Annotated in this window: 29 protein-coding genes; 21 read left to right on the top strand and 8 right to left on the bottom strand. The window is 60.6% G+C overall.

The genetic code is table 11. The features are described from left to right. The 6 genes from ACR0C9_RS20715 to ACR0C9_RS20690 all read left to right on the top strand — a co-directional run. A partial coding sequence (locus ACR0C9_RS20715) for an ABC transporter permease (RefSeq protein WP_480781919.1) occupies window positions 1-785 on the top strand: 785 nt, incomplete at its 5' end. Window positions 786-788: 3 nt separating this feature from the next. Further along, on the top strand, window positions 789-1,601 hold the full coding sequence (locus ACR0C9_RS20710; RefSeq protein WP_170627296.1) for an ABC transporter permease: 813 nt from the start codon (window positions 789-791) through the stop codon (window positions 1,599-1,601). Between the two features lie 4 nt (window positions 1,602-1,605). Next, complete coding sequence (locus ACR0C9_RS20705; protein ID WP_480504078.1) at window positions 1,606-2,694, top strand: ABC transporter ATP-binding protein; 1,089 nt, start codon at window positions 1,606-1,608, stop codon at window positions 2,692-2,694. 11 nt (window positions 2,695-2,705) lie between these two features. After that, window positions 2,706-3,461 (top strand): SDR family oxidoreductase, encoded by a 756-nt coding sequence (locus ACR0C9_RS20700; protein WP_170627157.1) that lies wholly within the window; start codon window positions 2,706-2,708, stop codon window positions 3,459-3,461. 33 nt (window positions 3,462-3,494) lie between these two features. Beyond that, complete coding sequence (locus ACR0C9_RS20695) at window positions 3,495-4,868, top strand: aspartate aminotransferase family protein (RefSeq protein ID WP_170627159.1); 1,374 nt, start codon at window positions 3,495-3,497, stop codon at window positions 4,866-4,868. Window positions 4,869-4,879: 11 nt separating this feature from the next. Continuing rightward, entirely contained in the window at window positions 4,880-6,313 is a 1,434-nt protein-coding gene (locus tag ACR0C9_RS20690) for an aldehyde dehydrogenase family protein (RefSeq protein ID WP_170627161.1), read from the top strand. A gap of 449 nt (window positions 6,314-6,762) precedes the next feature. On the opposite strand, the gene ACR0C9_RS20685 is transcribed toward ACR0C9_RS20690, so the two are convergent. Beyond that, on the bottom strand, window positions 6,763-7,341 hold the full coding sequence (locus ACR0C9_RS20685; protein WP_170627164.1) for a hypothetical protein: 579 nt from the start codon (window positions 7,339-7,341) through the stop codon (window positions 6,763-6,765). 132 nt (window positions 7,342-7,473) lie between these two features. Between ACR0C9_RS20685 and ACR0C9_RS20680 the strand changes: the two genes are divergently transcribed. The 14 genes from ACR0C9_RS20680 to ACR0C9_RS20615 are packed head-to-tail and all read left to right on the top strand — an operon-like array spanning window position 7,474 to window position 18,742. Continuing rightward, on the top strand, window positions 7,474-7,788 hold the full coding sequence (locus ACR0C9_RS20680) for a hypothetical protein (RefSeq protein ID WP_170627165.1): 315 nt from the start codon (window positions 7,474-7,476) through the stop codon (window positions 7,786-7,788). Beyond that, window positions 7,760-8,425, top strand: coding sequence for a lytic transglycosylase domain-containing protein (locus tag ACR0C9_RS20675; protein ID WP_480781918.1), 666 nt, complete (start codon window positions 7,760-7,762; stop codon window positions 8,423-8,425). The genes ACR0C9_RS20680 and ACR0C9_RS20675 overlap by 29 nt, the downstream gene beginning before the upstream one ends. A 16-nt stretch (window positions 8,426-8,441) precedes the next feature. Further along, window positions 8,442-8,723 (top strand): TrbC/VirB2 family protein, encoded by a 282-nt coding sequence (locus ACR0C9_RS20670; protein ID WP_040181317.1) that lies wholly within the window; start codon window positions 8,442-8,444, stop codon window positions 8,721-8,723. A gap of 15 nt (window positions 8,724-8,738) precedes the next feature. Then, window positions 8,739-9,017 (top strand): VirB3 family type IV secretion system protein, encoded by a 279-nt coding sequence (locus ACR0C9_RS20665; protein ID WP_170627168.1) that lies wholly within the window; start codon window positions 8,739-8,741, stop codon window positions 9,015-9,017. Next, a complete protein-coding gene (locus ACR0C9_RS20660) occupies window positions 9,007-11,385 on the top strand; it encodes a VirB4 family type IV secretion/conjugal transfer ATPase (RefSeq protein ID WP_170627170.1) in 2,379 nt (792 codons plus the stop codon). Before ACR0C9_RS20665 ends, ACR0C9_RS20660 begins: the two co-directional genes overlap by 11 nt. Beyond that, on the top strand, window positions 11,382-11,591 hold the full coding sequence (locus ACR0C9_RS20655) for a hypothetical protein (RefSeq protein ID WP_170627172.1): 210 nt from the start codon (window positions 11,382-11,384) through the stop codon (window positions 11,589-11,591). Before ACR0C9_RS20660 ends, ACR0C9_RS20655 begins: the two co-directional genes overlap by 4 nt. After that, window positions 11,588-12,700: a lytic transglycosylase domain-containing protein gene (locus ACR0C9_RS20650; protein WP_170627174.1), complete on the top strand. Its 1,113-nt coding sequence runs from the start codon at window positions 11,588-11,590 to the stop codon at window positions 12,698-12,700. Before ACR0C9_RS20655 ends, ACR0C9_RS20650 begins: the two co-directional genes overlap by 4 nt. Continuing rightward, the gene (locus ACR0C9_RS20645) at window positions 12,697-13,464 is read left to right on the top strand and encodes a type IV secretion system protein (RefSeq protein WP_170627176.1); all 768 of its coding nucleotides are present in this window, start codon (window positions 12,697-12,699) and stop codon (window positions 13,462-13,464) included. Before ACR0C9_RS20650 ends, ACR0C9_RS20645 begins: the two co-directional genes overlap by 4 nt. Next, complete coding sequence (locus ACR0C9_RS20640) at window positions 13,461-13,898, top strand: hypothetical protein (protein WP_480504024.1); 438 nt, start codon at window positions 13,461-13,463, stop codon at window positions 13,896-13,898. The genes ACR0C9_RS20645 and ACR0C9_RS20640 overlap by 4 nt, the downstream gene beginning before the upstream one ends. Continuing rightward, complete coding sequence (locus ACR0C9_RS20635; protein ID WP_170627178.1) at window positions 13,899-14,912, top strand: TrbL/VirB6 family protein; 1,014 nt, start codon at window positions 13,899-13,901, stop codon at window positions 14,910-14,912. A 17-nt stretch (window positions 14,913-14,929) separates the two neighbouring features. Then, window positions 14,930-15,610 (top strand): VirB8 family type IV secretion system protein, encoded by a 681-nt coding sequence (locus tag ACR0C9_RS20630; protein WP_170627180.1) that lies wholly within the window; start codon window positions 14,930-14,932, stop codon window positions 15,608-15,610. A 5-nt stretch (window positions 15,611-15,615) separates the two neighbouring features. Further along, entirely contained in the window at window positions 15,616-16,338 is a 723-nt protein-coding gene (locus ACR0C9_RS20625) for a TrbG/VirB9 family P-type conjugative transfer protein (protein WP_170627182.1), read from the top strand. A gap of 2 nt (window positions 16,339-16,340) precedes the next feature. After that, the gene (locus ACR0C9_RS20620; protein ID WP_170627184.1) at window positions 16,341-17,765 is read left to right on the top strand and encodes a TrbI/VirB10 family protein; all 1,425 of its coding nucleotides are present in this window, start codon (window positions 16,341-16,343) and stop codon (window positions 17,763-17,765) included. Then, window positions 17,765-18,742, top strand: a complete 978-nt coding sequence (locus ACR0C9_RS20615; protein WP_170627186.1) for an ATPase, T2SS/T4P/T4SS family — start codon at window positions 17,765-17,767, stop codon at window positions 18,740-18,742. The genes ACR0C9_RS20620 and ACR0C9_RS20615 overlap by 1 nt, the downstream gene beginning before the upstream one ends. A 176-nt stretch (window positions 18,743-18,918) precedes the next feature. Here the strand turns inward: ACR0C9_RS20615 and ACR0C9_RS20610 are convergent, their stop codons facing one another. From ACR0C9_RS20610 to ACR0C9_RS20600, 3 genes are all read right to left on the bottom strand, one after another. Next, window positions 18,919-19,365: a VOC family protein gene (locus ACR0C9_RS20610; protein WP_170627188.1), complete on the bottom strand. Its 447-nt coding sequence runs from the start codon at window positions 19,363-19,365 to the stop codon at window positions 18,919-18,921. 129 nt (window positions 19,366-19,494) lie between these two features. Further along, window positions 19,495-19,827: a TfoX/Sxy family protein gene (locus ACR0C9_RS20605; RefSeq protein ID WP_170627190.1), complete on the bottom strand. Its 333-nt coding sequence runs from the start codon at window positions 19,825-19,827 to the stop codon at window positions 19,495-19,497. An 8-nt stretch (window positions 19,828-19,835) separates the two neighbouring features. Then, window positions 19,836-20,324 (bottom strand): SRPBCC family protein, encoded by a 489-nt coding sequence (locus ACR0C9_RS20600; protein ID WP_170627193.1) that lies wholly within the window; start codon window positions 20,322-20,324, stop codon window positions 19,836-19,838. An 89-nt stretch (window positions 20,325-20,413) separates the two neighbouring features. On the opposite strand from ACR0C9_RS20600, the gene ACR0C9_RS20595 reads away from it, so the two are divergent. Beyond that, complete coding sequence (locus ACR0C9_RS20595; RefSeq protein ID WP_170627195.1) at window positions 20,414-20,824, top strand: winged helix-turn-helix transcriptional regulator; 411 nt, start codon at window positions 20,414-20,416, stop codon at window positions 20,822-20,824. 198 nt (window positions 20,825-21,022) lie between these two features. Here ACR0C9_RS20595 and ACR0C9_RS20590 read toward each other — a convergent pair whose 3' ends face one another. The 4 genes from ACR0C9_RS20590 to ACR0C9_RS20575 form a co-directional block, all read right to left on the bottom strand. Continuing rightward, on the bottom strand, window positions 21,023-22,822 hold the full coding sequence (locus ACR0C9_RS20590) for an AMP-binding protein (RefSeq protein ID WP_480781917.1): 1,800 nt from the start codon (window positions 22,820-22,822) through the stop codon (window positions 21,023-21,025). 143 nt (window positions 22,823-22,965) lie between these two features. Beyond that, entirely contained in the window at window positions 22,966-24,003 is a 1,038-nt protein-coding gene (locus ACR0C9_RS20585; protein ID WP_170627199.1) for an NADP-dependent oxidoreductase, read from the bottom strand. A 12-nt stretch (window positions 24,004-24,015) separates the two neighbouring features. Next, window positions 24,016-24,429, bottom strand: coding sequence for an organic hydroperoxide resistance protein (locus ACR0C9_RS20580; protein ID WP_170627201.1), 414 nt, complete (start codon window positions 24,427-24,429; stop codon window positions 24,016-24,018). Beyond that, entirely contained in the window at window positions 24,426-25,196 is a 771-nt protein-coding gene (locus ACR0C9_RS20575; RefSeq protein ID WP_480504034.1) for a TetR/AcrR family transcriptional regulator, read from the bottom strand. Before ACR0C9_RS20575 ends, ACR0C9_RS20580 begins: the two co-directional genes overlap by 4 nt. Window positions 25,197-25,328 lie beyond the last annotated feature (132 nt).

Genomic DNA, 25,328 nt, shown 5'->3' with positions numbered 1-25,328 from the left:
CGATGCACCGCTCCGCCCAACCTTATACCGATTTCTTTCTGCTCAAGTCGCTGGACCTGACACGTGACACAGAGGGCGCCCTTGTCAGTGTAGATCCTGACAAGGCACTGTTTGTGGATGTGTTCCTGCGCACGCTGGGGATCAGCCTGGGTGTGACGCTGATCTGCTGCGTGCTGGGCTATCCGCTGGCCTGGTCGCTGGTTCAGGCCAGCCCGACCTGGCGCAATCTGATGCTGCTGGGTGTCCTCTTTCCGTTCTGGACCTCGCTTCTGGTGCGCACCGCGGCCTGGGTGATCGTTCTGCAAAAGGAAGGCCCAATCAACTCAGCACTTCAGGGTCTTGGGCTGATTGACGCACCGCTAACACTGGTTTTCAACCGTTTTGGCGTCTTCATTGCGTTGACCCACATCCTGCTGCCGTTTCTCGTCCTGCCGCTCTACAGCGTGATGAAGGCGATCCCCCGCGACTACATGCGGGCCGCGAAAAGCCTTGGCGCACGCCCGGCTTACGCCTTTCTGACCGCCTATTTCCCGCAGACCCTGCCGGGGCTGAGTGCGGGTGCGATCCTCGTCTTCATCATGTCCATCGGCTACTACATCACGCCCGCTCTTGTCGGCGGGCCGAAGGACCAGATGATTAGTTATTTCATCGCGTTCTACACCAACAACACGATCAACTGGGGGCTGGCCTCGGCGCTGGCGTTGAACCTGCTGATCGTCACCCTGGTGCTCTATGCGCTTTATCAGCGGATCACCGGCAATGGCCGCGTGTCCATGGGGGTGTGAGCCATGTTTGACCCTTCCCTGACCCGGGCCGAACGGCTGGCCGTGCTGGCCACCCACGCGAGCTCGATCCTGATCCTGGGCTTTCTGGTCGTGCCGATTGTCACTATCATTCCCCTGTCTTTCACCCATGACAGCATCCTGAGCTATCCGGTCGAGCGCTGGAGCCTGCGGTGGTACAGAGTGCTGTGGGAAAACCCGATTTGGGGCGAGGTTCTGAAGAACAGTCTCGTGATCGCTGTCGCCTCAACCGCCGTCGCCACGGCTTTGGGCACGCTGGCCTCCATCGGGCTGACGCGCCGCCATTGTCCCGCCCCGGGCCTGCTGACCGCCTTTCTGCTGACCCCGATGATCGTTCCGGTCATCATTACCGGCGTGGCATCCTATTTCTTCTATACCAAGCTGGGGCTGACCAACTCCTTTACGGGCATGATCCTGGCCCACAGCATCCTCGGTACGCCCTTCGTGGTCATCACGGTCACGGCCACCTTGCAGGGTTTCGATCAGAACCAGCGGCGCGCAGCCTATTCGCTGGGCGCGAGCCCCTGGTTCGCCTTCAAAAGCGTAATCATGCCGCAGATCGCCCCCGGGATCCTATCGGGCGCGCTCTTCGCGTTCATCACCTCCTTCGACGAGGTCATTGTGGCGCTCTTCCTCGCGGGAACCGAGCAATACACCCTGCCGCGGCAGATGTTCTCCGGCATTCGCGAAAACCTCGACCCGACCATCGCCGCGGTTGCGACCGTGATGATCACCGTCTCCATCGCGATCCTGGCGCTCGCGCAATATGCCGCCGCGCGCGGACAAAAGAACGGATAAGAAAATGGAAAACTTTGTAGAGTTCGACGGCATCCAGAAAACCTACGATGGCGAGAACCTCGTCATCAAGGATCTGAACCTGTCGATTGCAAAAGGCGAGTTCGTCACGCTACTGGGCCCGTCCGGATCGGGCAAGAGTACGGCACTGATGCTGCTGGCCGGGTTCGAGCCGCCGACCAGGGGAACGATCCGGCTGAACGGCAAGACACTCAACAGCGTGGCGCCCTTTCACCGCAATATTGGGATGGTGTTCCAGAACTACGCTCTCTTCCCGCACATGACGGTTGCCGAGAATGTCGCCTATCCGCTGAGGGTGCGCAAAATCGGTAAGTCCGAGATCGAGGAGCGTACTCGAAAGGCACTTGATCTCGTGCAACTCGGGTCCTTCGGCGGGCGCTATCCCAAGCAACTCTCAGGCGGGCAACAGCAACGCGTGGCCGTCGCGCGGGCCCTGGTCTTCGATCCGGAACTGGTTTTGATGGATGAACCGCTCGGCGCCCTCGACAAGAAGTTGCGTGAAGAGATGCAGGTCGAGATCAAACACATCCACGAGAACCTTGGGATTACCATGGTTTTTGTGACCCACGATCAGGACGAGGCCCTGACCATGTCTGACCGGATTGCGGTTTTCGATGACGGCCGCATCCAGCAGATCGACAAACCCGCGACGCTTTATGAACGCCCCGCCAACCAGTTCGTTGCCGATTTCATTGGCGAGACCAACATGCTCGCGGCACGTGTAGAGCAGCGGGTTGGCGATCAGGTCACGCTGAGGCTTTCATCGGGCGAAATCGTCAGCGCGACCGCAACTGGCGACCTGTCTTTGGCCTCAAACGCCACGCTGTCCGTGCGCCCGGAAAGGATGACCATTAACGCATCAGAAACCGCTTCCAATGCGCTTTCGGCGACCCTCGTGGAAACGATCTACCACGGTGCAAGTGCAAAAATGATCTTTGCGTTGGGCGGTAACACACAAATTGTCACGCAGCTCCGTGCAGGCAACCCGTTGGTTGGCATGGTCAAAGGAACAACCGCAAGCCTCTCATTTGACAGCAAGGACGCCCGTGCCTTTGCAAACCCCGCCCCCAATTAAGAGTTTAACTGATGACCGATATCAAAGCAGAACATCACAAACCAATCGTTGCTGTCACGGGCGCAAGCCGGGGTATTGGGCACGCCATCGTCCGCCACTTTCACAACAACGGGTGGGAAGTCATCACGTTGGCGCGCACGCCTTTCTCAGAGTACTGCCCCTGGGCAGATGGGATCGTGAGACATATCAAAGTTGATCTGTCCAGGACCCAATCTGTTCTCGACGCAGCCGCCCAACTGCGCGCTATGCTGGCCAATAGGGGCCTGAACGCATTGATCAACAATGCGGGTATCTCACCCAAGGGGCCGGGTGGCGAGCGTATGGATGCAGTGCACACGCCAATCCAGACCTTTCTGGATGTGCAGCACGTCAACCTCGCCGCACCATTCCTGCTGTGCCAGGAATTGATCGAACCGCTCAAGCAGGCAAAGGGGTCGGTTGTAAACATATCCTCCATCGCCGCGCATCAGGTTCATCCCTTTGCCGGAGCGGCCTATGCCATTTCCAAGGCGGGGCTTTCGACCCTGACCCGCGAGTTAGCACATGAACTGGGCGAAACCGGCGTACGCGTGAATTCCGTCGCTCCGGGTGAAATCGAAACCTCAATCCTGTCGCCTGGCACCCAGGATATTGTCGACACGCAAGTGCCCATGAAACGTCTCGGCCGCCCCGAGGAAGTTGCGGAAGTGGTCCACTTCCTGGCCAGCACACAGTCCTCCTATGTCACCGGATCGGAAATTCCGATCAACGGTGGTCAACACATCTAACGCCCTTTTTGGAAAGCAACCCGCATGAATGATATGAAACACCTCCCCAACTCCCCCGAGGCACGCGACATCGCCTATCACTTCCACGGATACACCAATGCCGCCGCCCATGCTGAGACAGGCCCGATGATCATCGAACGCGGCGAAGGGATCTATGTCTACGACTCAGGCGGCAACCGCTACATCGAAGCTCTCTCGGGCCTTTGGAGCGCCGCCGTCGGCTTTAGTGAGCCGCGTCTGGCCAAGGCCGCAGCCGATCAAATGGCGAAACTGCCCTTCTATCACAACTTTGGTCACAAGTCGCATGAGGCCGCAATCAACCTTGCGGAGAAGTTAGTCTCTCTCGCGCCCGTGCCAATGAGCAAAGTTTTTTTCACCAATTCAGGTTCCGAGGCCAATGACACGGTGCTCAAGATGCTATGGTATCGGTCTAACGCGCTCGCCCAACCCGAGCGCAAGAAAGTCATTGCGCGAGAGCGGGGCTATCACGGCGTCACCATTGCCTCAGGAAGCCTCACAGGCCTGCCCAATAATCACCGATCCTTCGACTTGCCGATCGACCGCGTGCTGCACACCACCTGCCCCCATTATTGGAAGGACGGCAAAGACGACGAGACGGAGGAGGAATTTGCCAGCCGCTGCGCCGCCGATCTCGAAGCCCTGATCGAGGCCGAAGGCCCCGAGACCATCGCGGCCTTCTTTGCCGAGCCGGTCATGGGGGCTGGCGGGGTCGTGGTACCACCAAAGACCTATTGGGAGAAGATTCAGAAGGTTCTGAACAAATACGACATTCTGCTTGTCGCCGACGAAGTGATCTGCGGGTTCGGCCGCACTGGGCAGATGTTCGGCTCTCACACTTTCGGGATGAAGCCCGATGTCATGGTGATGTCGAAACAGATCACCTCCAGCTATGTGCCCTTCACCGCCTTCATGATGAACGAGCGGTTCTACGCGCCGATTGCCGAGGAAAGCGGACGGATCGGCGTGCTGGGCCATGGCTATACTGGCGGCAGCCACCCGCTGGGCGCGGCGGTTGCCCTGGAAAACATCGCGATCATCGAGGAACGCGAGTTGGTGCGGAACGCACGGCTTGTCGGTGCCAGGTTCCGCAAGCAGTTGGAAAGCCTTCAAGATCATCCGCTTGTGGGTGAAATTCGCGGCGTTGGGTTCATTGCGGCACTGGAGATGGTCAATGACAAGCGGGCGAAATCCGTCACCGGCCCGGTCGGTCAGCTTGGCGGCCTGATGAATGCGGCACTGCAACGCAACGGGGCGATTTCGCGCAATCTCGGCGACGCGGTCGCCTTTTGCCCGCCTCTGATCACCACAGAAGAGCAAGCCGATGATCTGCTCGCAATCGTGAAGAGATCGCTCGACGACGTGACCCGGGCGGTCAAAGAACTCTAGGGAATAGCACCATGGAAAAACTGAACCTTATCGCCGGAGAGTGGGTCTCCGGCGCCGATTGGGCTGAGAACATCAACCCCTCGGACACAAACGACGTCATCGGGCAGTACGCCCGCGCCAGTGCAGAACAGACCGGGCAGGCCATCGCCGCCGCGAAGGCAGCCGCACCGGGTTGGGCCCTGGCGACACCGCAGATGCGAGCCGACGCTCTGGAGGCGGTCGGCGTGGAGCTTCTGGCCCGCAAGGAAGATCTGGGCGAACTGTTGTCCCGTGAAGAGGGCAAGATCCTCTCTGAAGGCATCGGCGAAGTGACCCGCGCGGCACATGTCTTCAAGTTTTTCGCGCAGGAAGCATTGCGGGTCGAGGGGCTGTCCATGGCCTCGGTCCGCCCCGGTGTCCGGGTCGAGGTTCGCCATGAACCTGTCGGCGTCGTCGGGCTGATCACTCCCTGGAACTATCCCATCGCGATACCTGCCTGGAAAATCGCGCCGGCCTTGGCATACGGCAATACTGTTGTGTTCAAACCGGCTGACCTGACGCCCGGTTGTGGCTGGGCCCTGGCCGAGATCCTGTCGCGCACGGGCCTGCCTGTCGGCGTGTTCAACCTGGTGATGGGGCGCGGCAGTGTCGTTGGTGAGGAGATCGTGCGCTCTCCCGATGTTGCGGCGGTCTCCTTCACCGGCTCCGAGCACACCGGGGCGGGCATTCGTACCCGCGTGGCTGAACGCGGCGGGAAGGTGCAGCAGGAAATGGGCGGAAAAAGCCCCCTGATTGTGATGGATGACGCCGATATACAAACCGCAATCGATTGCGCCATTGGCGGTTCGGTTCTGTCTACCGGCCAGCGATGTACGTCGAACACCCGGATCATCGCGACACCCGGTATTCACGACGCTCTTGTCCGAGGCATGGTTGATGCCGCGCGCACCATGAGGGTTGGACACGCTCTCGACTCCGCTTCTCAAATCGGCCCCGCAGTGGATGAGCGTCAACTGCAAACCAACCTCAGATATATCGGTATCGCCGACAACGAGGGCGCCGAGCGCCTGTGTGGTGGTGAGGTGCTGACCCGTGAAACACCAGGCTTTTACATGGCGCCAACTGTCTATGGAAACTGTACAAATCAGATGCAACACGTGCGTGAAGAGATCTTTGGCCCGGTCGTCAGCGTTCTCAGGGCGACGGACTACGACGAAGCGGTAGAAATCGCCAATGACAGCCCGTTGGGTCTGTCATCAGGTATCTGCACCTCGTCCCTGAAACATGCGGAAGATTTCAAGGCCCGATCCCACGCAGGTATGGTGATGGTCAACCTTCCCACCGCTGGCGTGGACTATCACGTGCCATTTGGTGGCCGCAAAGGGTCTAGCTATGGCAGTCGCGAACAGGGACGCGCTGCACGCGAGTTTTTCACGACATCCAAAACCACATATACGAGTTTCTGATTTTCAGGTGGGCACTCAGTAGTTTCATTTTCTGGGCGCCCACATCCATTTGGTTCCACTTGGCCCCCTGGTTCTATTTCAATGATCTTTACGCAGGAACTACTTCACTACAACGGCGACCAGCCATGAGCCGTCAATCGACCTTACTCACTTAGCTGCACCAGCCTCTCTCAGCTTAGCTCTGACTTCACTTCGCCTGTCTCAGTTTGCTTTGCGATTTGCCCTGTTACCAATGTTTGGATCGGAAAGGCCTCAATGAGTAAGAAGCAAATTGGCTGGCCTTTCCAAGAAGGCTACCTTGTGGCAGGTCAAACAGAGGTCCACATCTTTACCGACTACCGCTGGAACGATGGATCAGTGAGCCGCCGTTGGCATGTCGACCCAAACGAAGTAGAATACCGGTCAGTACAAGTACGACAGTTTTCTCTAGAAACGCATGTGCATCCGGATCAGTAGAAGAACCACTCCGACTGCCCCATGTTGCCATTGTAGTCACCGTATTCAACCATGATGCTGCGGGAATCGAAGTGCCAAGAGCCTCCTCCGGTCGGAAAGGCGATTTCTTGACCGCTTTCCGAGACGAATGTCGCGGGCCAGGGCGTGCGGGACCCGTAGACACGCTGGAGAAAGCGACAGGTTTGGTTCTCGCGATCGCAGGAGCGGATCGACCAGTCCCACTGCCGAGGCATATCCCGCTCCTTGTAAGACCGCCCCCGAAACCAGATCACATGGGTCCGGTTCAGCCACTCGTATTCGGGGAGGCTAGTGTCGAGTTCACTTTCCCCGCCAGGGCCACCCAGTTCGACCGGCACATGGGCGAAGGTGCAAACTCCGAAGGGCGGCAAGCTGGGCCATGGCGTGATGCGGCGGATCATAGTGCGATAGGCGCGCGCACAGACGGTGCTCGGGGGGAAACCACCCGCCATGCACAGCATGATGGCGCAGTCGATGTCATAAGCTTGCGCCTTCTCAGGGGCTCCAAACACCGCCATCACTCCCATTGCAGCTGCCATCGCCTGTCGTTTCATGTCGCTCTCCCGCAAAAGTTGCGGCAACTATCATGCAATATGTATTTTTCTGCAATATGTCGTATTGACTCCATATGACTTTATGGCCTTAGTGTCGTGAAGTAGAAGGGCTCTCGTGGGGAGAGTCCGAACATGCCGATAGCGCGCAACCAGATCCTGATCACCATCGATGGTGTCAAAGACTTGTCCGAGAAGGGCATCGCGTTCCGCTGCCGGTATGAGCTCGTGGGGTTCACGGACGATGGCAAGCCGCGCTATCAGTGCATCTACCTGCGCGAGGACGAGCCGGAAGCCGTTCTGGTCTCGACCCGGATCACCCCGCACGGGCCAGAGCCGCGGTATTTCAACATATGGCCGGGGCTCTTCAAACATCATCTCGAGTTCGGTGACGGGCGCGATCTGCGCTTTGGTCCTGACTATGAGCTCACCCTCGAGGAGCGCGGCTGACGTCATCGCCTTCGGTCGCGACGGCGCGGCCAGGACTTCCGGCTGGACCTTCCACGGCGCGAGGCCCGCATGGGCTGGTCTGGATGATAGCGCTGAGGCGGAAGTCACTCTGGCCTCGTTGGACGCTATGCCGCCTTCCGGTCGCGACGACATCCTCGCTCTGATCCAGACAACTGCCGTCCGCCACCAGGGGAACCGTGCCCTGCGCCAGGTTGGTCTGGGTGCCGACGACTGGCGGGTTCTGTTCCGCGCCCTGGTTGAGGCGGAAAGCAGCTACAATCCGACTGCCGTCAGCCCCAAGGGCGCTTATGGCCTGGGCCAGCTGATGCCGGACACGGCCCGTACACTCGGGGTCGATCCGCGCAATCCGTCGCAGAACCTCGACGGCGCGGCGCGCTATCTACTGGAGCAACTCGCCACGTTCAAGGATATCGACCTGGCGCTGGCAGCCTATAACGCCGGGCCGCACCGCGTAGTCGAATATTCCGGCATTCCACCCTTCGCCGAAACCCGCAACTACATCGCGCGAATCCACCGGATCCGCTCCCGGCTGGCAGGCACACCCGTTTCCGCGCCGGACATCCGCGTCGCAGACCGGGGGCCAGCCCGCGCGCCCGTCCTCATCGATCTTCAGTAAAACAAGGGAACTCCGCATGCTTCGACATCGCCTCAGCCGCCTCTTGCCTGTCGCCACAACTCTGGCGGCTTTCGCAACACCAGCTCTCGCGCAAGACTTGTCACCGATCCAGACCATGCTGGAAACCGTCGAGGCCGCACTGACCGGTCCGATCGGTATCGCGGTCGCCACGCTCGCGGTCATCGGCACCGGCTTCATGTGTATGATGGGACGGCTCAACTGGGGCTGGTTCGCCTCCGTCATCATCGGGATCGTGCTGATCTTCTCGGCCGGTACCATCGTCGACGGTTTCTCCTAAGGCTGGAGAATCGAGTTGGCAGAACGATCCCCGCTCTTTCTGGGCCTCGCCCGACCGCCCAAGTATCTGGGTCTCCCCGTCGGATACCTCGTGGTTCTGGCGACCGGGGTCGTTCTGCCGTTCATCTGGACGAAGTCGATGGTCTTCTTCCTGGTCGGGCTCGTCGCCTATCCGATCCTCTGGTTTGTGGCCGATCGAGAGCCACATTTCTTCGAGGTGCTGCGCATCTCCTACGGCTCTGTGCGCGCGACGAAGAACCGGGCCCTGCACGGAGGCGACAGCTTTGGCGCGTGATGCAGGCACCCTTTCTTCCTTCGGGACCGCCTTGCATCAAGCGGGTGGCGGCGAGTTCGCGCGGGAGAGCTACCTCGCGGAGCATCTGCCGTATTTCGTGCTGGCAGATGACGATGTGATGGTTCTGCGCGAGGGCGACCTCCTCGCCACCCTGCGCCTTGACGGTTTGAACCCAATGACCACCGAGGATGCCCGGCTCGACGCGCTCAAACGCGCGGTTGCCGCCATCGTAGCCCAAACCGGCAATGCTTTCGGCTTCTACATTCACCGCATATCCGTGCCGCAAGATCTCGGAATGCGCACCATCGAGGGCGACAGCTTCGCCGCCGCGATTGACGCCCGCTGGCAAGCCCATGTCAAAGACCTGCGGCCGGCCAAGCGGCAACTCTATCTCAGCGTCATCCGGCGCCCAGACATTTCCGCACGCATCCCGCTCCTGCGGGCGCTGGCCCGCAAGGCCTGGGTAAAGGACCGCGCAACCCGCATGCAGGAGCTGAACGAGGTCATGGGCTTCTTCGAGGTGGCACTTGCCTCAGCCAACCCTCTCAGGCTCACGAAGTCGGGTGGTGAATGGCTGGGCTACCTCAATACGCTGAACGCCGGCAGCTTCTCCCCCATCGCCTTCGGGCAAAGCGCCCTGCCCCTCTCACATACTTTGAGCAATTGCCGCGCGACCTTCGACGGCGACGTGGTCACCCTGACCGATGCTGTGACCGGTCAGGTCAAATACGGCGCGCTTTTTTCCATGAAGACCTATCCGGCGCTGACGGACGTCACGCTGCTGGATGCGCTCGACCTGCCGCTCGACATCGTGCTCACGAACTCCTTCAGCCCGATCCCGAACAACATCATGGCCGAGCGCATCCAGCGCATCATCCGCCAGATGTATGCCTCGGACGATGCTGCCGTCTCCCTGCGCGAACAACTGGGCCAGGCCGCCGATGACCAGGAGGCGGGGCGCATCGCCTTTGGCGATCATCACCTCTCGATCGCCGTCTACGCGCCGGACCGCGACACGCTCGAACGCGCAGCCGCCCAGATCAAGCGCGTCGGCCAAGAAATCATGTCCGTCATCGTGCGTGAGAACATGGCGCTGAAAGCCACCTACTTCGCGCAATCTCCCGGCAATTTCGGCTACCGGGCACGGAAGACGCCGATCTCCTCGATCAACTTCGCGGATTTCGCGGCCCTGCATGGCAGCGTCGAGGGACGTGGACCTGATCAGTCGCCCTGGGGCCAAACCATCTCGGTCCTGCCCACTGTCGGCACCTCGGGCTATCGCTTCAATTTCCACGAGGCGGGCAGCCCAGGCAAGGAACCCACCGTCGGCCATACGCTCGTTCTAGGGCGCACCGGCACCGGCAAGACACTGACCACCGCTTTCCTCGCAGCCCAAGCGCAGAGGGTCGGCGCGCGGCTCTTCTTGTTTGACAAGGATCGAGGCCTCGAGATGGCGGTCCGCGCCCTTGGCGGGCGCTACAACGAGATCCGCGCCGGCGTGCCCACGGGCCTCAATCCGCTCGCCACGGAGACCGACGAACGCGGCCGTGCCTGGCTCTCGGACTGGCTTGCGACACTTCTCACGCGCAATGGCACGCTCTCGGGCGAGCAATCCCGCCATATCCAAAGCGCCGTCGGCCAGAACGCCGATGCGGGCGCGGCCCTGCAGCGCTTCGCCAGTTTCGAGACCCTGTTCCAGTCGCTCGATGACGATGGCGAGCTGCAGTCCCGCGTCGCCGAATGGGCCCCGGGTGGGCGCTACGGTTGGGTCTTCGACGAACCCGAGCGCGGCGCGGGCCTCAAGCTCACGGGCGACATCGTCGGGTTTGACATGACCGAGATAATCGACATGGGCGTAGAGCGCATGGCAGTGCTCTCTTACATCTTCCGCCAGATCGAACGCGTGGTCGAGGATCGCCGCCCGACCATCATAATGCTCGACGAGGCCTGGAAGCTCTTGGACGATTCGTATTTCGGGGCACGGCTGGAAAACTGGCTGGTGACGCTTCGGAAGATGAACTGCGTCGTCATCATGATGACGCAATACCCGAGCCAGCTGCGCGACAGTCGCGTCGGCAAGACCATCGTCGAGACGGTGCCCACCCAGATCCTCTTCCCCAACGACCGCGCCACGATCTCGGATTACGACTTCCTCCGCGTGAACGCCAAGGAAGCGGCCCTTCTCGTCCAGCCCACCATTGGCCAGCGCATCGCGCTCGTGCGCTCGGCGGGCGACAGCGTCTTCGTCGATGCGGACCTCTCAGCGCTTGGCGACCTCCTTCCCATCCTTGGTGGTGGCGCCACTGGCGAGGCGCGTGTGCCCGCCGATTGGCGCGCCAATCCCGATTTCTGGAGACATGTGATATGAATTTGAAACCCCTCCTTATGCTTTGCGCCGCCGCCAGCTCGCTGTCGGCTTGCGAGACATACACCGAACAAACCTCGCCCTGCTTCGGGCGCAATGGCGAGCCGCAGGTCACGCGGTCCGCGTTTTCGGTCTCGACTATGGGCGCACCAGTTCAGCAGGCAGCCAAACCCGACTGCATCTTCGAAACCCTGCCCCGTCCGGAATGAGCCGCGCCGCGATCATATCCGCCGGGCTCTGCCTTGGCCTCGGCGCCCTGCCCGCGCTCGCCCAGGGCGTGCCGACGCAGGATAATTCCGCCATCGGTCGCGCCATCGCACGGGTGACGGCATTGGCCGAGGATCTGGGCGTCCAGCAGGACAAGGATCGCACCGAATCCACGCTGGCCGACGTCCAAGCCGACCAGCTGCGCGTCCTCGAGGAGATGACCGCCGCGATCACCGGTCCCGGCTTCGACATCCGCGCGCTCGAGGGCAATGCGGAATTCGGGGTGGCGGCCGTCTATCCCAATACTGACCCGAGCCCGATGAACAGCCGCCTCTTCGGCGAGGGCCGCGAGACGGTCGAGATGATGATCGTCGAGGTCGCGGGCGAGTTCGCAGGCGCCCCGGGTGTGGCCCGGGCCGGTCTCTCGGCCACCCAGTGGCGCTGCCTCTTCCAGGCCCTGATCAAGCAGGAAAGTCGATTCAATGTCGCCGCTGAAAGCCCGGTCGGGGCCTATGGGCTGACCCAGCTCATGCCCGGCACTGCCTCGGACCTCGGCGTCGACCGATATGACGTGAAGGACAATCTGCGCGGCGGCGCGCGCTACATCACCACCCAGCTCAATCGCTTCGGCAACATCCCCCACGCACTTGCGGCCTATAACGCGGGGCCGGGCCGGGTCATCGAATACGGCGGGGTGCCGCCCTTTGCCGAAACGCAAGGCTACGTGCGCAATATCTCGAAGTTCTACAACGAGTATCTCGCCGTGGTGGGCGGTGCCGATGCGCTTGGCACGCTCTCACCTTCAGACTTTGCGCTCGCCGAATATGCCAGCATTTCCGAGGCGGGCATCTATTACGCCGCCGACAGTTCGGCGACCACCGAACAGGTTATCAACCGCCTGCGTGCGATCATCCTGCAGATCGATGCGCAACCCAATGCCAAGGCGGCCTGGGAACTCAACACCTACGCCAAGGCCGAGATCGGCCGCATCCTCAACCTTCGCGTCCGGCTGATGGCCGCCAACCAGCAGCGCGAGGCCGCTTACGCGCAGCACCTCGTGGCCGACAGGCTGGCCGAACGCGACTTCATGCAGATGGGAGTTCCCGAATGAGACAGCTTCTCCTAACCGTAGCCGCGGTCACCACACTCGGGGTCTCTGGCCCCGCCATGGCGCAGGGCGTGCCGACTTTCGACGGCTCGCAGCTTGGCCAGCTCGTGGCCCAGCTCGAGCACATGGCCGAGGACCTGAACGTCCAGATGCAACAGCTGACCACCATGCGGCTGGAGCTTGAGACCCAGCTGTCGCAACTGACGAACCTCGAGGCGCAACTGACCTCACTGATTGAGGGCAGCGGGCTCGGAGAACTCTTCGCCACGGTCGAGGAGTTCCGCGCGCTGCGTGGCAAGCTGGTAGCCCCGCTCAACACCGCGCAGTCTTTGGCCAGCGGCGATTTCCTGAGCGGCTTCAATCCCGGTGCCGAGCTTTCTGCCTCGGTCGAGCGGGTGCTGTCTGGCAGCGGCTTCACCTCGGAACGCCTGAGCACGCTCTCGGGCTCCGACCAACCCGCCGACAACCGCATCGCCACCTCGGCCGGGGCCAGCGCCATGCTGTCGGTTGCCGCGCAGGAAAGCCACGAAGAAGCGGGCCAGAGCCTCGAACGGCTCGAAACCATGGTCGGGCTCATCGACGATCAGGACGGTCTGAAGGCCGCCGTCGATCTCAACACCCGCGTCACCGCCGAGCTCGGCATAATCCTGACCCAGATCTGGCGGCTGGAAGCGGCGCAAGGCGTCAGCGCCGGCCAGCTTGGCGTCGTCGATGCCGCGACCCTCGCGGATGAGCGCAAGTTCCGCTCGATGGCGGTGGATCCATGAGGCAAGCCATCAGCCACAGCTTGGTACCAATTCAGTCTCTTGGTCTCGCCGTGCTTGTCGCGGCCACCCTGCCCTGTGCCGCGCTGGCCCAGACCCCGAGCACAGATCCCTCCGGCGACACGCCTTTCAGCTCGATGGCCATCGCGCGGGATGAGGCCGACGCCTGCCGCGTCCCGAAACCGCCTGCAGGTCTGGCCGAGACCGCCTACCTGCGCAACGGTTACCGCGCGATCCTGCGCATCCTGACCGCCGAAGAGGCGCTCGCCTCGGAGAGCTGCACCTGCCTGCTGGATCAGTTCACCTGGGATCAGGCACTTGACGCCCTGCTCCGGTTCCAGACCTCGGACAACCCGCGCCTGCCGTTCAAGGTACTCGATCTCTACGCTCAAGCCGACGCGCTCGAGGCCCAAGTTGCGGAGGCCTGTGCCGAGTAGATGGGGATCATTCGCGACATCCTGAGCCAGGTCGACGCCGCGGTGGATACCGTGGCGCAGGACGGCTTTGTCTCTTCGGCAGGTGCTGTCGGCGACGTGATCTCCGCCGGGGCCGCGCTCCTTGTCGTGCTTCTCGGGATCAACGCGGTGATGCAACTCCGTCCCCTGCCCTTCGGCACGGGCTTTGCCTTCGGGATCAAGGTGGCACTGGTGGGGATCTTCGCGCAGAGCTGGGACAATTTCAGCGTCATCTATGGCGTGGCCACCGATGTCCCCGACTCCATAGGCGCCTCGATCCTCGCGCTCACTGGCTCGGGCGACGAGGCCGGGGTCTATGAGAGCCTCGACAACATGGTCGCGCGCATCACCGCCTATGGCGACACGATCGGCGACCGCGCGGGCTGGGTCTTCGGCGCGGTCCTGGGCGCCATCTTCTTTGTCCTTTCCGCCGTCTTCGCCGCCGTCACCGCCGGGATCATCGCCTTCGCCCGAATCGTCTTCGCGTTGATGATCGTCATCGCGCCCTTCATGATCGTGACCTCGCTCTTCAAACCGACCCAATCGCTCTTCGAGGCCTGGACCCGCGCTACCATCGGCTATGCGCTCATGCCGGTCGCGGCCGCCGGGGCCGCAGGCATCATCGTCGCAATCGCCGAGGCCATTGGCGATGCTTCCGCCGATCCCGGTGATGTCGAAACTGTCAGCCTCATCCTGCCCTTCCTCGTCATCCTGATCCTCAGCGCCGGGATCATGGCCTCGGTGCCCTATATCGCCTCCAACCTCACCGGCGTGGTCGGTATTGCGTCGAACGCCGTGGGTCTGACCGGCCTCGCACGTCAGGGGTTCGTGAACACGCGCCAGTATGGCACCGGCACCACTTCGCGCCTCGTCACCGGCAAGTCCCCGCAGGAACTGAACCAGATGGCCAATGCGGGCGTGGTCAAAACCGGCGAGATGATCCGACAAAGCCCCGGCGCGCTTCTCTCCGCCGCCAAGGCCTTCCGCAAACCCTGATGTGAAAGACGATTGACTTGAAGAAGCTTGTGACCAGTTCCCCCGCGCCTGACCGCGACGCCTTCGAGGCGGATTTCATCTACGGGCCAAGACGGCGTGAGCGTTTCGCCTGGTTCGTTGCGGCGGCAGGCGTGCTGGTCGGTGTCGCCGGCATGATCGCGGGCGCGAGCCTCTTTCCCCTCAAAACGACCGAGACCTTCGTGGTCGTGGTCGACAAGGAAACCGGCGAGATGGACCGCGTGGCCACCGTTCAGGCCCTGACGCTGTCCGAAAGCGACGCCATCATCCAGGCCAATCTCGTATCTTACGTCGATGACCGGGAAACCTATGACCTGACCGATGGCGAGCAACGCATCAACTCGGTCCTCGACCGTTCGGATGGTGACGCCGCCCGCACCCTGCGCGATCTCTGGTCCTCCACCAACGAAGATTACCCGATCACCGTCTATGGCCGCGACGCCAAGATCGAGGTGGTGATCAAGTCCGTGAACCAGATCGAGCGCGGCGTGGCCCAGGTCCGCTTCACGAGGACACTCCGCCGCCCCCGCGATACCCGCACAGTGACCCGGTCCTATGTCGCCACCGTCGGCTACGACTTCCAACCCGAAACCCGCCAGCGCCTTCAGGACGTCTGGGCCAACCCCTTGGGCTTCGTGGTGACCTCCTACCGCGTCGACGCCGAGACCCTGGAGAACTGATCCAAATGAAATCCCTGCCCGCGCTCCTCCTGGCGCTTGCCCTTCCTGTTGCCGCAAACGCCGAGGCCACGCCCCAAGGCGGCCCGCTCGACATCCGCATCCGAACTGCCGTTTACAATGAAAACCAGGTCTACCGGATCGAAACCGATCTTCGGCATTCGACGACGATTCATTTCGGGGCGGGCGAGCGGTTTGAGGCGGTGATCGTCGGCGACACCGAGAGCTTCCAGGTCGACCCAATCCCAGAGCTTGGCAATGTGCTGACGATCAAACCGCATGTGGCGAATGCCTCGACCAACATGACGGTTATCACCAACCGCCGTATCTATTCCTTCCACTTGCGCGAGGGCTCGATCCCAAACCGCACCGGCATGTTCTTCGAGGTGCGCTTCCGCTACCCCGATGAGGAACGCCGCGCGGCGGGTGCCACACAGCCCAAGGGCTTCGAGGCCCCGCGCAACTACAACTACCGCGTCTCGGGAGAAGGGGATTTCCGCCCCAGCCATATCTATGACGACGGGCGCTATACTTATTTCGTCTTCCCGGAGAACGGTCGCCAGCCCGCCCTCTTCAAGGCCGATGACCAAGGCCGCGAGCGCACGGTGAACTGGACCCAGCAAGGCAACACGGTCCGGGTGCTCGGGGTGAACACCTACTGGACGCTGCGCATCGGGGACGAGGCGATCTGCGCCTGGCGCGATGAGAGCGCCATCTACGTGAGCAACTGACCATGGCCGATCAAACCCCTCCCGATCTTCAGGACCGCCTCGACCAGTTCAGCCAGCGCGGCAAATCCAAACGCCGGGGCAACAGCCTCGGGGTCGGTGCCCTCGCCGCGGCCCTCGCCCTTGGCGGCGCCGGGGTCGCGTATTTCCTGGCAACCGGACTGCAAGAGGGCGATAGCGCGCTTGAGACCTCCGATGTCGAGACCTTCCAGGACCGTCGCCCCGGCACCGGCGGACGGCTGGAGTTCCCGCCCGACGAAACCGAACAACGGGTCAACGACGCGCTGATCGCCGTCGAGGAAGCGCTCGATGTGCCCGCGGCCCCTGCCCCGGAACCGAGCGCCGAGGTGCTGGCCGAGATCGCCAAACTCCGCGAGGCCCTCGCTGCCAGTCAGGCCGCGCGCAACTCGGAAATCCAGTCCGCCGTTTCTGACCTGCGCGAAGCCTTCGATGAACAGAAGGCGGCCCTTGAAGCGACGCTCGCCGAGAAGGAAACCGAGCTGGCCAACTTACAGCGCCAGACCGAGACCCGTATCGAAGGCCTGCAGGCCATGCTCGATGCCGAACGGGCGCAGCGCGAGGGGCTCGAGGCCGAGCTCGACCGCGAAGGGCTGATCGCTGACCAGCGCCTTCTCGAAGAGCGCCGTCGGCAAGAAGAGGAGCAGCGTCAGCGCGAGGCCGAGCGGGTCGCCGAAGAGCTTCTGACGGCGCAGATCAAGTCTCCCGCCGTGGTCTATGCCGACGGGCCGCGCGGCGGCGCAAGCGGTGCGGCTGTGGCCGATCCAGCTGCCGCTGGCACCGGGGGACCCGCACTTTCCGGCAATGAGCAGTTCCTGCAGACCGCCCGCCCGCTCGAGGTGCAAGAAGCGGCCCGCCTCGCTTACCCCGAGCGCACACTGACCCAAGGGTCCGTCATTCAGGCCGCGCTCCAGACCGCCATCAACAGCGATCTGCCGGGCTCCGTGGTCGCGGTCGTCTCCGAGTCGGTCTCGGCGTTTTCCGGTGACCGGATCCTGATCCCCCGGGGCTCCCGCCTTTTTGGCCAATACCGCTCTGGGATCGACATGCACCAGAAACGCATTTTGATCCTCTGGACCCGCGTCCTGACCCCGGATGGCACCTCGATGGAAATCGCCGCCGTGGGCGGAGACCAGCTCGGCCGCTCGGGCCTCACCGGCCTCGTCGACACCAAGTTTGCCGAGCGCTTCGGCGGGGCGGCGCTGATTTCCGTGATCGGGGCGGCACCAGCTGTGGCGGCAGAAAGCGCCAACAATGAGACCACAAGCATCGTCCTCGGCGATGTCGGCAGCGATCTTCAGGATGCGGTTGGATCGGTCATTGCCGACCAGGTGTCGATCGCGCCCACGATTTATGTCAATCAGGGGGCCTCTGTCACCGTGCTCGTGGACCGCGACGTGGTGATTTACTGATGGAGCAGGCATCGCCAGCCTCCTACCTCGAACGGTATCTCGACCCTTTTCGCGACCTTCTGCGGCGCGATGACGTGGTCGAGATCGCGATCAATCCGGACGGCAAGGTCTGGCTCGAGGTCGCGGGGGACGCCACCATGCGCCACGAAGGTCAGACCGTGGATCGCACCACCGCCCTCAACATGGCCCAGACCATCGTCGGCGACGCCAAGGCCCGCGTCTCTGAAAAGAACCCCCTCGTGTCCGGCAAGGTGGAATATGCGGGCCGCCCCCTTCGGGTCCAGGTCGCCGTGCCGCCCGCCATCGATCGTGGTGCGTCGATCACTATCCGCCTTTTTGCCTCGGGCAGCGTCCGGGACTACGCTCCTGCCTATCTCTTCGGCAAGGCGGTCTCGCTTGATGCGCTCCGCGCCGAGAAGATGAAGAACATTGCTTGCCTCGCTGAAGAGAGACTTGAGGCGGCCCTACAGACCCTGGTCGAGGCGCGGCTCAACGTCCTAATTAGCGGTGGCACCTCGACAGGCAAGACCACCTTCGCCCGGCACCTTTTGACCCATGTGAGCGAGCACGAGCGGCTGATCACCATCGAAGACGCCTTCGAGCTTTTCCCCGGCCAGTCCAACACCGTCGCCCTGCTGGCCGACCGTGGTCCCGGCTCGCAACGCAGCGCCAATGCCCTCCTGCAGGCATCGCTCCGCATGCGGCCGGACCGGATCATCGTCGGCGAGCTGCGCGGCGCCGAGGCCCTGACCTATCTCGAAGCGATCAACACCGGGCATGGCGGGTCGGTCTCCACCATTCACGCAGAGACTGCCGAACTCGCTATCGATCGGTTGGCGATCATGGTGTTGCAGGCAGGCACGCCGCTGACCTTCGCCGAGGTGCGCGAATACATCCGCAAGTCCATCCATGTGATCGTCCAGCTTGGGCGCGCCGAAGGGAAGCGGGGGATTACGGAGTTTTATTTGCCCAACTGATGGTGGCTTTCGATAGGTTGGGCTGAGGTCCATTCCGGTAATTCGCTGCATCTTGCCTCAAGGATCACGATGCGGACCAAGCGCCATTTCGCTGCACCTGCTCCAACGTCCGCATTCGCGATGAAGGATCGCATATGGTCTTGTTATCTGCGCAAGGCTGCGTCGCGTCTGACAGCCTATAGATCGGGCGGTAATGATCGATATTCGTCCTTGGCTTGACTCATTTTTCCGACAGCAACGCCGCTGGGGTCCTCGATGATAGCGTAGCGAGCGCCCCAAAAGGCGTCGAAGGGCGCTTGAAGGCAGCGATATCCGGCATCAACCATCTTCGCGTGCAATTGGTCTACGTGCGCCCTTTCGACGACACGAAAGCCCAGCACCGTTCGACCCGAAAGCGATTTCTTTGCGGCCCAGCTTTCATTCCACATTCTTGCAAAGGCTTCCGAGTCGACTTCGAGGAGAACGCCTTCGGAAGCTTTACCTTCGGCATGGAAGCAAGTGCCCGACTTATCTGGAAATAGTTTAGGGACATTGACGCCGAGCTCACGATAGAACGCAGCGCATGCATCGACATCGGAGGCAACTATATTGATTTGGTCAAGAACTGGCTTAGGCTCAGGCATCAATTATTTCTCCGAGGAACCGTATAAGGATTGACGATACCATAGAATTCGAGAATATCCGATGGCGTGGAAAACTCCCGAGGTCAGGTCCAGACGGGGTGAAATCGTGCCACAAGTTAGACCAGATTGCTACTTTTCTGGCAGCGTCGACACGAAGCCCAGACCCAACGTGAGCCAACGGTTCAATGTCTCGTTGGTTTCCACCCCGGGCGGATCGACAAGCACAAACCCGCGCGGTCTGCGCCCACCGGTCATCTCCATAGGGCGAACATGATCTTGCGCCAAGGCCGTATCATAACCATCCCGCCCTACCCGGACCATGAGCGCATTGCCGGTTACACCGCAGCACATATGCTCGCGGATCATGAAGCACAGCGCCCCCATCATCTTCTTTTCACGCAGCTCGCCCGCTTCTGACAAAGCGTTCCGGACGCGGGCGGCAAGGGCTTCATCATAGGCCATGCGAAGGTTCAACGCTTCTCGGCGGCTACGATCTCCTGAAGTCGCGCGAGGCTGGTTTCCCAACCGGCGCGGGTTTTCTCGCAAACTTCAGCGTTTGGCAGTCCGCTATGCCTTAGTCTGAGTTGCACACCCTCTGATCGCGGCTCTAACTCGTAGGTCAGCATGGCGGGTTCAAAGGGGGCGCCGACCGCGCTCCAAGTCTGCGACAGCCGGATTGGTTCTTCGATGGCCACGAACTCTCCTTCAAGCTGGTATGGTTGCCCTCCGCCGATGCCTGCTGCAGCCCAACGGCCGCCTTCCCGGACATCACCGCTCCATTCCTGGGTATTGAACACACCCGGTCGGACCCACCAGTTGCAGACTTCCTGCGTGGTGAGTGCCCGAAACAGGCGCTCTGGCGTCGTATCGAAATCTGCAGAGGCTTCGATTTCACCTGTTTTCGAGTTTGTCTTTGCTTTCACTTTAGTTTGGGTGTCGGCTGCATCGACATTCGTCATGTCCGTTCTCCTATTTGCCATTGATTACAGTCTACAGGGGGTAGTACGATTTCGTAAATACGGACAAAAACGATAGTATGAGATTTCCTATGGCGCTTGATGACGACACCCATAAGGGGCCAAGCGTGTCCCTTCTAACCGGTCTCGACATGAGCCACATCTCGCTCTGCCCGGCCATCGCGTTCAACAAGATCGTGGGAGGACGCTACAAGCTACACATCCTGTGCGTCCTCCATCGCGGGCCGCAGCGGTTCGGCGAGATCGGACGCTCATTGGTCAAGGGCGGCTTGGGCAAGCCAGTGACACCGCGCATCCTGAGCCGGGAGTTGAAGGATATGACGGAGTTGGGTCTGCTCAACCGAAAGGAATATCCGGTTGTGCCGAAAAAAGTCGAGTACTCTCTCGCGCCGCGAGGCAAGGCCCTACTGCCAATCCTGTCAGAGATCGTTCGATGGGGCGCGACCGGAATTCACGAAGAGATTTTGGAGATCTCCCAATAGCCGGCATTCGCTGCAAGGCAAAATTCTTGCAGTATGGGCTCTTTCCAGCCATTCAGGGACCTTTGCTGAATGGCCGCTTTGGCGCCGAAGTGAGAAAGGTTGAGCAAGCAACGCAGCCATTGTGCGTTTCAGAAACGGTTATTTGGTTCCTGCACACGATCCGAAACACGCTGAGGCAGCGGATAATGCGGTTCTGTCCTAGCCCACTTGCACCGATGCCTCGAACAGAAAGGCCGCCAACGCAGTCTCGACTTCCCCAATGGATGATCGTTCGTTTTCGGAAAGGGTCACGGTGACGCGCATGCCGCGGCTGCCACCAGCAACGACATCAACACTTGCATGGGCCAGTCCCAACTCACTCTGCACCAGATCCGTGATCCTCATTCTGGCGGCGTCACAGCGTAGGCTTGGTTTGTAGATCTTGCCGACTGTCGTCAGAGGAATCGCGTCAACGGAAAGGATATTTTTCGGCCACGCAGGGCGTTCATCAATTGAACTTTGGGCATGCTGGTGCAGGTCTTCGATGCTCACGTCGGCACCCGGAAGCAATTCGACAAAACATACTGGCAGTTCTCCGGCATAAGCATCGGGCATTCCAACCGCCGCAGCCAGTTTGACCGCCGGGTGCGCGGTCATGGCATTTTCAATCATCGCCGGGTCAATATTGTGACCGCTGCGGATGATGAGGTCTTTTGAGCGACCAGCAACATAGATGCGCCCCTGGTCATCCTTGTACCCCAGATCGCCCGAGTTCAGCCGATCGTCATCAAACACCCCGGCGTTGTGGGCCGGGTCGCGATACCCAGGTGAAACGTGTTCCCCCTTGATAGTTATGACACCGATCTCATTGGTCTCGCAGGGATCTCCCAGGCTTCCGTCTTCGTTCAGGCGCAGGATATCGACCTGTGTATAAGGCAAGGCCCATCCAACCGACCCGACCGCGCCGGGGCCCGACAAAGGATCAATGCTGACCAGTCCGGACGACTCGGTCATTCCAAGGATTTCATGCAGATGCTGCCCCGTCACCTCCTTAAAGCGTGCTCCAACCGCGGGCGGCAACAATGCTGCGCCGGTCAGACCGGTCCGCAAGGCGCTGATATCATTGTCCCCGACGGGCACCTGCAATACCGCGCTGATTGCCGTTGGAACCCCGCCGACCACAGTCGCCTTGTGCTGCGCGACCAGACGCCAGAATCCTTCGACGATTGCCGGGTTACGCAGGCCACCGGGGGACATCACGACAAGCTCGACCCCGGCCATAAACGCGCTGAGCCCGGCGACGATGGTGCCGGCCACGTGAAACAGCGGCAGCGTTGCTGTCATGACATCGTCTGACCTGTATCCGCACATAACGGCACCACCCAATGCCGACACAAGCTGACTGCGATGGGTGTGCGCGACGAGTTTGGGAACACCCGTCGTGCCGCCGGTGTGAAAATAGGCCGCGATGTCATCACCACTGCGCGGCTCGCCAAAAATCAGGTGGTCCGCCGGCTGTTCAGCCATGGCCGAACCGAAATCAACCGCCCCTTCTTCGGGCGGAGTTCCGGGGGGCGAGACACGCACAAGAACCAGGCCGGGGATCTGGTCACGCAATTCCAGCGCCTTTTCCCAGATATCCAGCTGTGGGTGTGGGCCAAGCGCCACCAGGATCTTGACACCCGACGCCTTGATCAATTCGGCAATGCTTTCGGGTTGCAGCAGAAAATTGATCGGAACCGCGTAACCCGCTGTTTCAGCGCCCCACAAAGTCACGTAGGTTTGGATGAGAGAGGGCAGCATATAAGCGACGCCAGGCGCGGGACCGCCCAACGAGGAAAACAAGTTGGCAGCGCTGCGGATCATGCCCAACAACTGGCTGTAGTTGACGCGGCGTGGCTGTTCGTCCACGGCACCGGTCATCAACATGGTGATTGCGGTGGAGGTTGGATGCCGATCGGCGCTGGCAATGAACACATCCAGAATACTTCGCTCCGGCAGGCGTTGATTAAGCGTCATTTCAGTTTCAAATTGCACCAGATCGTCCCGAGTACAAATTGCATCACCATTCAAAACAGCCATATACGTGCCCCTATCCAAATATTAATTCCGAATGTGTTACCCTGCCGACAGGTAGTTCAACGCAGCAACCTACCCAAGGATCAGGTCGGACCAACCTTGACCACCATCTTGCCGAAGCTCTTGCCGACCAGGAGATCGTTGAGCGCAGAGGGCGCATTTTCAAGCCCGTGCACTACCTGCTCTTTGTATTGAATTTTACCTTCCTTCAGCCAACCCGTCATGTCCTCAACAAATTCCTTGTAGGTCTCGGGACCGAAACTGTCGAAAATGATGAAGCCCTGTACCTTCACTTTCATGCGCAGGATTGCCCCCATGATGGCGGGGGACATGTCGGGCCCTTCGGGCAGGCCGGAAAGATTGTACCAGGCGGCCACACCGCAGACCGGCATCCGGGCAAACGGATTAAGCAGAGGCAGAACACCATATAGGACCTTGCCGCCGACATTTTCGAAATAGACATCAATGCCGTCGGGGCATGCTGCCGCAAGTTGCCGGGCAAAGTCGTCGGCTCTGTGATCAATACAGGCATCAAAGCCCAGGTTATCGACGACGTGGGCGCATTTTTCCGCGCCACCTGCAACGCCCACCACACGGCAACCCTTGATCTTTGCTATCTGGCCAACAGTGGCGCCAACCGGGCCGGAAGCTGCAGCGACCACGACAGTCTCGCCGGGTTTGGGCTCACCTATTTTCAACAAACCCGCATAGGCCGTGTATCCCGGCATTCCCAAAATACCCAAGGACCAGGAAGGATTTTGCGGGTTCTTGCCCAAGTTTACGACCATTGACCCGTCCGAGATCGCATAATCCTGCCACCCGCTACCAGCCAGGACGTAATCACCCGGCTGATATTCTTCGATATTGGAAGCGACGACCTCTGCGACGACCTGACCGGTCATTTCTTCACCAATCTTCACAGGCTCGGCATAGGATTTTGCATCGTTCATCCGGCCACGCATGTAGGGATCAAGCGACAGATACTCTGTCCGCAGCAGCATTTCACCCTCACCGGGGACCGGCACGTCTGATGTTTCGAGACGCAGTGTATCGGCATCCGGGGCACCAATCGGACGTTGGGCAAGGACGACCCGGCGGTTTGTGTCGGTAGTTTGTGTCATTGGAGTCTCTTTTCAGGATGAATGGTTGAGATGCAGGCGGACATCGACGTTGCCGTGCAAGGAGTTGGAGTACGGGCAAACCTTATGCGCGGCGGTCAGGAGAGATTGTGCCTCGGTTTCAGACAGGCCGACGATGTTTGCATAGAGATCAACATCAAGCCCAAAGCCACCGCTTTCGAGGTGCGCTAAGCCAACTTCAATTGTTGTCGAACCCGCGGTTGGCACCAATTTCATGCACTGCGCCACCCTCAGCATCGCATTGTCAAAACACGCGCTGTAGCCAAGCGCAAAAAGCTGCTCGGGGTTCACGCCTTCTGTCTTGCTGCCTGGAGGCACTGTGTCGACCTGAAAGCTACCGTCATCGAGTTTGCTGACGCCAGAACGCCCACCAGTCGCTGTGGCACTGGTTTTGTATAAGATTTTCAAGAATTTTCCTTTGAGTTTTGAGAAGGCGGAGGCAACAAAAGCTCGGTTGTTTCCATGGCATTCAGAAACGGGTCGCGTGTACGTGACAGCTTCGCCATCAGGCTCGCGCCCAACCACATCTCGTACAGCGCCGGGCCAAGCAAATCCGGCTGGACGGATTGAGATATTGAGAGGTCCGCCTGCCCGTCGATAATCGCTTGAGAAAGGCGTGCACCAATCTGTCGAGTTCCCCTCTCAAGTATGGAACGCATTTCATCCGAGACGTCTGATATCTCTGCGCCAATCTTCACGATCAGACATTGTGCGCAGGCATCTCCCGATGTTTGCGTGCTGATCCAAAGGGAACAGTAGTGCATCAATCGCGCACGCGCATCGGGGCCATCGACGCTTAGTATCTCGTCAAGCCGGAACAGGTATTGCGTCAGGTATTGCTCAAGCAGCTGGCTGCCAAAATCTTCTTTCGAAGAAAAATAGTGGTAAAACGACCCTTTGGGCACCGCCGCGTTTTTTAGCAACTCGTTCAGCCCCATACCCGCAAATCCCCGTTGGGCAACGAGGCCTCTGCCAGTGCTGAGAATGTGGTCTTTGGTGGAATCTGTACGAGATTGCATATGGCTTGATGCATGCAAATAGACCAGTCGTCTAGTACTTTCATTCATCTCCACGGAGCGATGCCGCGACGTGAAGTCCTGGACCGCCCTGATTGCGGCAATTACGCTGCGGGACAGCCAATAGGCGCCATACGAAGAGGCGGTGAGAAAACTCATTGCTGCGGTCTCTTGCGTTGAATTCATTTTTGCAGAACGGCCAGGACATCTTCCAGCTACGCCAGAGTTTGCGGATAATGACCACTTTCGACAGTTGTCGCTGACCAGCCGGGGTTTCCACACAGATTCAGG

The organism is Ruegeria sp. C12 (assembly GCF_056537745.1).
This window is presented reverse-complemented; position numbering and strand designations above follow the sequence as displayed.

Excerpts from the sequence above, each read along its gene's own strand:
- ACR0C9_RS20700 (WP_170627157.1), top strand. The coding sequence starts at position 2,706 with ATGACCGATATCAAAGCAGAACATCACAAACCAATCGTTGCTGTCACG.
- ACR0C9_RS20595 (WP_170627195.1), top strand. The coding sequence starts at position 20,414 with ATGGCGCTTGATGACGACACCCATAAGGGGCCAAGCGTGTCCCTTCTA.
- ACR0C9_RS20650 (WP_170627174.1), top strand. The coding sequence starts at position 11,588 with ATGAGCCGCGCCGCGATCATATCCGCCGGGCTCTGCCTTGGCCTCGGC.
- ACR0C9_RS20685 (WP_170627164.1), bottom strand. The coding sequence starts at position 7,341 with ATGAAACGACAGGCGATGGCAGCTGCAATGGGAGTGATGGCGGTGTTT.
- ACR0C9_RS20605 (WP_170627190.1), bottom strand. The coding sequence starts at position 19,827 with ATGGCCTATGATGAAGCCCTTGCCGCCCGCGTCCGGAACGCTTTGTCA.
- ACR0C9_RS20640 (WP_480504024.1), top strand. The coding sequence starts at position 13,461 with ATGAGGCAAGCCATCAGCCACAGCTTGGTACCAATTCAGTCTCTTGGT.
- ACR0C9_RS20625 (WP_170627182.1), top strand. The coding sequence starts at position 15,616 with ATGAAATCCCTGCCCGCGCTCCTCCTGGCGCTTGCCCTTCCTGTTGCC.
- ACR0C9_RS20645 (WP_170627176.1), top strand. The coding sequence starts at position 12,697 with ATGAGACAGCTTCTCCTAACCGTAGCCGCGGTCACCACACTCGGGGTC.
- ACR0C9_RS20590 (WP_480781917.1), bottom strand. The coding sequence starts at position 22,822 with ATGACGCTTAATCAACGCCTGCCGGAGCGAAGTATTCTGGATGTGTTC.
- ACR0C9_RS20710 (WP_170627296.1), top strand. The coding sequence starts at position 789 with ATGTTTGACCCTTCCCTGACCCGGGCCGAACGGCTGGCCGTGCTGGCC.
- ACR0C9_RS20575 (WP_480504034.1), bottom strand. The coding sequence starts at position 25,196 with ATGAGTTTTCTCACCGCCTCTTCGTATGGCGCCTATTGGCTGTCCCGC.
- ACR0C9_RS20600 (WP_170627193.1), bottom strand. The coding sequence starts at position 20,324 with ATGACGAATGTCGATGCAGCCGACACCCAAACTAAAGTGAAAGCAAAG.
- ACR0C9_RS20615 (WP_170627186.1), top strand. The coding sequence starts at position 17,765 with ATGGAGCAGGCATCGCCAGCCTCCTACCTCGAACGGTATCTCGACCCT.
- ACR0C9_RS20695 (WP_170627159.1), top strand. The coding sequence starts at position 3,495 with ATGAAACACCTCCCCAACTCCCCCGAGGCACGCGACATCGCCTATCAC.
- ACR0C9_RS20690 (WP_170627161.1), top strand. The coding sequence starts at position 4,880 with ATGGAAAAACTGAACCTTATCGCCGGAGAGTGGGTCTCCGGCGCCGAT.
- ACR0C9_RS20655 (WP_170627172.1), top strand. The coding sequence starts at position 11,382 with ATGAATTTGAAACCCCTCCTTATGCTTTGCGCCGCCGCCAGCTCGCTG.
- ACR0C9_RS20635 (WP_170627178.1), top strand. The coding sequence starts at position 13,899 with ATGGGGATCATTCGCGACATCCTGAGCCAGGTCGACGCCGCGGTGGAT.
- ACR0C9_RS20675 (WP_480781918.1), top strand. The coding sequence starts at position 7,760 with ATGAGCTCACCCTCGAGGAGCGCGGCTGACGTCATCGCCTTCGGTCGC.
- ACR0C9_RS20680 (WP_170627165.1), top strand. The coding sequence starts at position 7,474 with ATGCCGATAGCGCGCAACCAGATCCTGATCACCATCGATGGTGTCAAA.
- ACR0C9_RS20670 (WP_040181317.1), top strand. The coding sequence starts at position 8,442 with ATGCTTCGACATCGCCTCAGCCGCCTCTTGCCTGTCGCCACAACTCTG.
- ACR0C9_RS20610 (WP_170627188.1), bottom strand. The coding sequence starts at position 19,365 with ATGCCTGAGCCTAAGCCAGTTCTTGACCAAATCAATATAGTTGCCTCC.
- ACR0C9_RS20705 (WP_480504078.1), top strand. The coding sequence starts at position 1,606 with ATGGAAAACTTTGTAGAGTTCGACGGCATCCAGAAAACCTACGATGGC.
- ACR0C9_RS20620 (WP_170627184.1), top strand. The coding sequence starts at position 16,341 with ATGGCCGATCAAACCCCTCCCGATCTTCAGGACCGCCTCGACCAGTTC.
- ACR0C9_RS20585 (WP_170627199.1), bottom strand. The coding sequence starts at position 24,003 with ATGACACAAACTACCGACACAAACCGCCGGGTCGTCCTTGCCCAACGT.